The sequence below is a fragment of the Bacteroides sp. AF34-31BH genome, assembly GCF_003602795.1.
Taxonomy (GTDB): domain Bacteria; phylum Bacteroidota; class Bacteroidia; order Bacteroidales; family Bacteroidaceae; genus Bacteroides; species Bacteroides uniformis.
Genome location: NZ_QTLV01000028.1, coordinates 1 through 5,372 on the forward strand (window position 1 = coordinate 1; position 5,372 = coordinate 5,372).

The window sequence follows — 5,372 nt, forward strand, 5'->3', positions numbered from 1 at the left end:
AGTTCCGCGAAAACTTTGGTGATTTCGTATATTGGTATGCAGACTCAAGAAGTCGTCATTAGACCTCATGTAAAAGTCACAATGAAGTCTGACAGCAAGCTGCTTGATGAAGTTATGGTAGTTGCTTATGGCGGGGCTACTAAGCGTTCATTTACTGGATCTGCAACCGAAATTAAAGGCGATAAAATATCATTAAAAAATCCGACAGAGCTTTCTAAAGCTCTAAATGGTGAGGTTGCTGGTGTTCAAGTTATGTCTACTTCTGGCCAACCCGGTACTAATGCAAGTATCCGAATTCGTGGTTTAGGTTCTGCTTATTCAAGCCGTGCACCATTATATGTAGTGGACGGTATTCCATTTGAGGCAGACTTAAGTGGTATTGACCCTAGTGATATTGCTTCTATGACGGTTTTAAAGGATGCAACGGCTACAGCACTCTACGGCTCACGTGCAGCAAATGGTGTGGTTCTGATTACCACTAAAAAGGGAGAGGTAGGTAAAACTCGCGTTGAAGCCGAAGTTAAATATGGAGCCAACATGCGTTTGATACCACAATACGATGTGATAAATAATCCGGAACGGTTTACAGAACTTACGTGGGAGAGCCTGAAGAATTATGCAGCCAACGCTGGAGGAATGGATGCCTCACAATCTGCTGCATGGGCATCAACAAACCTATTCCAGTCAAGATATGGTATCGCTCCTATCTATAATATGTGGAATACTGACGGTGCTCAATTGATAGATCCGACTACTGGGCATTTCAATAGTGGAATTACACGCAAATATACTCCTGAAAAGTGGGAAGATTATATATTCCGTACTGGGCAGAAATTGGATGCGAGTGTGAAGATTTCCGGTGGTAATGAAAAGATGACTCATTATACTGCTTTCAGTTATTTGAAAGATGAAGGTTATTATATCTCTTCTGATTATCAGCGTTTTAATGTTCGTAATAACATGAGCAATCAGATTACTCCATGGCTGAAAGCCACGACGTCTCTATCATATGCATATATGGAAACAAATAAACCGGGACAATCAGATAGTAACATGAATAACGGTTTTCAGTTTATTAATGGTATGCCCTCATTGTTTCCGGTCTTTGAACACGACGCAGATGGAAATATTGTTAAAGATACAAACATAGGTGGAAACAAATATGACTATGGTATGAATGCAGGTTACCAGCGTCCTTTTGGCTCCGGAATTAATCCTGCCGGTGCGTTGCTGCTAGATAAAGATGAAATTGTTTCTCACCAGTTCAACGGAAATGGTTCTTTTGAAGCCAGATTTCTGAAATACTTCAAATTGACTGCAAATGTCGGTCTTCAATACTTGGGTTCAACGGAGAATGAACTTACAAACCCCTATTATGGTGATAGTGCCGGCAAGGGACAGATCGTGAAATATCAAACAAATTTCCTTAATTTCACGGCTAACCAGATTCTTTCCTGGAGTCAAAGTTTTGATAAACATAACTTCGATGCTTTTGTTGCTCATGAATCAACATCCAGTAAGACATCCGTATTCTATGGAGGAAAGTCAAAAATCGTAAGACCGGACAATACAGAATGGAGTAATGGAGTTATTATGGATTATCTGGAATCATATACTTATGGATATTCCATTGAAAGTTATTTTGGCCAACTTCGTTATGATTATGATAACAAATATTTCCTCCATGGAACGATTCGTACTGATGGTAGCTCCCGTTTTGCTAAAGGGAATAAATGGGGAGTATTCGGTTCTTTAGGTGCTGCCTGGGCTATCAGCAATGAAGATTTCATGAAAGATATTAGCTGGTTGAAGAATCTGAAATATAAATTGAGCTGGGGTGTATTGGGTAATCAGGACTTCATTACAAATCCGGTCGTTGCCGGTTATTATCCTTATGAAGATCTTTATACAATTGATAATTTGAATGATGAATTCACCTTCAGTTTCAAATTTAAAGGTAATCCGGACTTAACTTGGGAAAGAAGCACTACAATCAACACTGGTCTTGAATTCAATATAGCAGATGTATTGGAAGGTGAAGTGGAATATTTCCATAAAAAAACAACAGACATGTTATTTATGAAGCAAGTTGCTCCCTCTTTGGGATACGCTTCATATCCAGTAAATGATGGTGCGCTAGTGAATAAGGGGGTGGAATTCTCGCTGACAGCTCATTTACTGGATAAGCAAGACTATAAATTCGATTTTCGTGTAAATGGAGGTTATTATAAAAATAGAATGACCAAAATGCCTATTGATGAGACTACAGGCAATGAGAAACCCATCGAAATTAGCACTTACTACGGTTGGGCAAAAGGACATTCATTGTATGACTTTTATCTTCGTGAATATGCAGGAGTTGATCCACAGACCGGTTATGCATTATACAACCAATACTACAATGTAAAGGCTAATGGAGAGAGAGAATTAATTACGGATATGGAAACATATAAATCAAAAAATGCCATCAATAAACTTGAAGTAGAGCAGACTAGTGATTGGAGTGCAGCTACCAAGAAATTTGTCGGAAAATCCGGTATTCCAGCACTGCAAGGTGGCTTCGGCTTCGATTTGTATGCGAAAGGTATAACTTTTAATGCAACTTTCTCGTATGGTATTGGTGGTTATGGCTATGATTATAACTATGCGGCAATGATGCATAGTGGTACATCCGGTTCATATAACTGGCATAAGGATATTGAGAATCGTTGGCAGAAACCAGGAGATGTCACCAATATTCCAAGCTTATCCAATGATTTCGGCGGTGGTGCTGACGATACTAATTATGCCAATGCAAGCTCTACACGCTTTTTGACAAGCCGTTCATTCCTGAATCTTGCAAATATAAGAATTGGTTATACATTACCTAAGAACATTGTTTCGAAGCTACATCTTTCCGGTTTAAGCTTCTATATTTCCGGTGACAACTTGTTGTATTGGTCAGCACGCAAGGGTTACGTTTCCATGGCATCTTCTGGTAATAGTGACAATGTCAATGACGATAATAAAAATGATTCCGGTGAATCTGGAAGAAGCCAATATGCTCCATTAAGTACAATTATGGGAGGTATTAAAATTCAATTCTAACAATAAAAATAAGAATTATGAAATTCAACATGAAAAAATATTTTCCGGTAACGGCTTTAGGATTATCACTCTTGCTGAGTGGTTGTGCCGATTCTTTCTTAGAAAAGAGTCCTTCAGACTACATTACATCTGGAGATTTGCAGGAAGTGGCAAAATGGAACTCCAACATCTTAATGGGACAAGCCTTAGGTACATATTCCACCACCTTTGCTATGAATTCCGGCGGGACGGGAGGTCATGATGACTTCGGACAGAAAGCCGTTGACATTGCTACGGACTTGATGAGTGGAGATATGGTTATCATGCAGCAAGGTTACGGCTGGTTTGAAAGCGCAGGCTCGTTGACTTGTACTACTACGACTGCCACATCCTACTCCTACCAGTTCTGGCGGTATTACTATAAACTGATCAAGGCAACTAATGAAATCCTTGACGCAGCAGGAGGGGACGATGTTACTCCCGAAGGTGATGAAAATAAAGTATATTACGGACAAGCCAAGGCTCTGAGAGCTCATTCATACTTCAATTTGGTGAATTTGTATGCAAGACCTTATACTGAGGATAAGGCAGCCTTGGCCATTCCTATTTATCGTACACAATTGACTTCAGAAGCGGCAAAGAAATCATCAGTAGAAGAAGTTTATGAGTTGATTGTAAAAGACTTGACGGATGCAATACCTTTATTGGATGGTTTCCAACGTCCTTCTGGTGCAAAAGATCAAATTGACCAGTCTGTAGCAAAAGGTATGTTGGCATACGTTTACCTGACAATGGGAGATTATAAGAATGCAGCTAAAATATCCCAAGAGGTTATTGATTCAAAACAATATACTCTGATGAACAGTTCTGAAATTATCAATTCAGGATTTGCTTCCGTTGGAATTTCTGGATGGATGTGGGGAATTGACCTAACCACAAGTAATTCTCCTGCACTTCCGACTTTTTGGGGACATATGGATTTGTTTACTTATAGTTATGCCTTTGCTGGTGGAGAAAAATTGGTCGATACTGCACTGTATGAGTCAATACCTGCTTCGGATACCCGAAAAAAATGGTTTACCGAGTATGATTCGAAAACTGGTGAACAATACGAATTGACAAACTGGTGGAAGTTCTATAATGCAAAACGTAGTATGGGCAATCGTGAGTGGTATGACGATGAGGTTTACATGCGGGTTGCTGAGATGTATTTGATCAACGCAGAAGCCAATGTACGGGATAATAATTTGCAGGCAGCCAAGACATCTTTAAAAACATTGTTGGACGAACGTGACGTTGTTGCAGCGGAAAAGATTGCTGCGATGAATCAAGATGAATTGTTAGAAGCGGTATATTATAACTGGCGCCTTGAAATGTGGGGTGAAGGGCGTGGTCTGATGACTATGAAACGTTTCAAGAAGTCAATAACCCGTTGTGCAGAAGATGCAATGCTTCCGGAAAGGACTTATAGTTATGATGATAAACGATTGACATTCAATATACCGGAACGTGAAATTACTAATAATCCCAATTTGGCGGATTAAAAATCGCAATGGCATATATGTCAACAAATGAAACTTTGGGTGATTGTCCAAAGTGTTTTTATAAATAAAGTGTTTTAAGCCGCCCATTGTGAAATGAGCGGCTTTTTAATATCTGCCTTATTGTCATTCAGTTCGTTTCAGTAGTCATATTTCAAAGAACTTGTCTAAAAATTGAAAAGCCTATTGATTTACTCTTCTCATGTTGGAAATTAAATTATAGATTTACAATCTTTCTTTATCCTCTGCCAACAAAAAGTTTCGCAGTGAAATCTGTTTAATTCCCTTGTAATTTCCCCCGCTCTGCATTTCATCCATTGTAACTACATATTTGGGGTAATTGTCTGCTATTTCCAAAAGATTGCCGAATTCTCGCTGAACGGTTGCATCATCGGGAAGCATATACGCTACTTGGATATAGACTTTATGGTCGTCTTTGGAAGCAATGAAATCAATTTCCTTATTTCCACTCTTTCCGACATATACTTCATATCCATATCTCAACAAATCAATGCATACAACATTTTCCATTAACTTGTTGATGTCTTTTCGGAAATCAAAATGCTGTATGGAATTATGTAATCCCAAATCTTCAAAATAATATTTCTCACCAATTTCAAAGATCTTCATTCCTTGGATTTCTGCTCGTTGAATTTTGTAAATGAAGAAACTATTACACAGTGCCTTTAGATAGTTCAGAATTGTCTGCGTGGGAATGTTGACGTGTTGCGACTTTAAATATTTACTAATATTCTGGGCAGAAAA

Annotated in this window: 3 protein-coding genes; 2 read left to right on the plus strand and 1 reads right to left on the minus strand. The window is 38.8% G+C overall.

Going from position 1 to position 5,372, the window contains the following annotated elements; translation table 11 throughout:
- Window positions 1-18: 18 nt before the first annotated feature.
- Together DWZ67_RS19820 and DWZ67_RS19825 are read left to right on the plus strand one after the other, a co-directional pair.
- Window positions 19-3,087 carry a SusC/RagA family TonB-linked outer membrane protein gene (locus tag DWZ67_RS19820; RefSeq protein ID WP_262697321.1) on the plus strand — a complete coding sequence of 1,023 codons (3,069 nt, stop codon included), beginning with the start codon at window positions 19-21 and terminating at the stop codon, window positions 3,085-3,087.
- A 17-nt stretch (window positions 3,088-3,104) separates the two neighbouring features.
- Window positions 3,105-4,610: a RagB/SusD family nutrient uptake outer membrane protein gene (locus tag DWZ67_RS19825; RefSeq protein ID WP_016274180.1), complete on the plus strand. Its 1,506-nt coding sequence runs from the start codon at window positions 3,105-3,107 to the stop codon at window positions 4,608-4,610.
- A 222-nt stretch (window positions 4,611-4,832) separates the two neighbouring features.
- On the opposite strand, the gene DWZ67_RS19830 is transcribed toward DWZ67_RS19825, so the two are convergent.
- A partial coding sequence (locus DWZ67_RS19830; protein WP_133302959.1) for a DUF4143 domain-containing protein occupies window positions 4,833-5,372 on the minus strand: 540 nt, incomplete at its 5' end.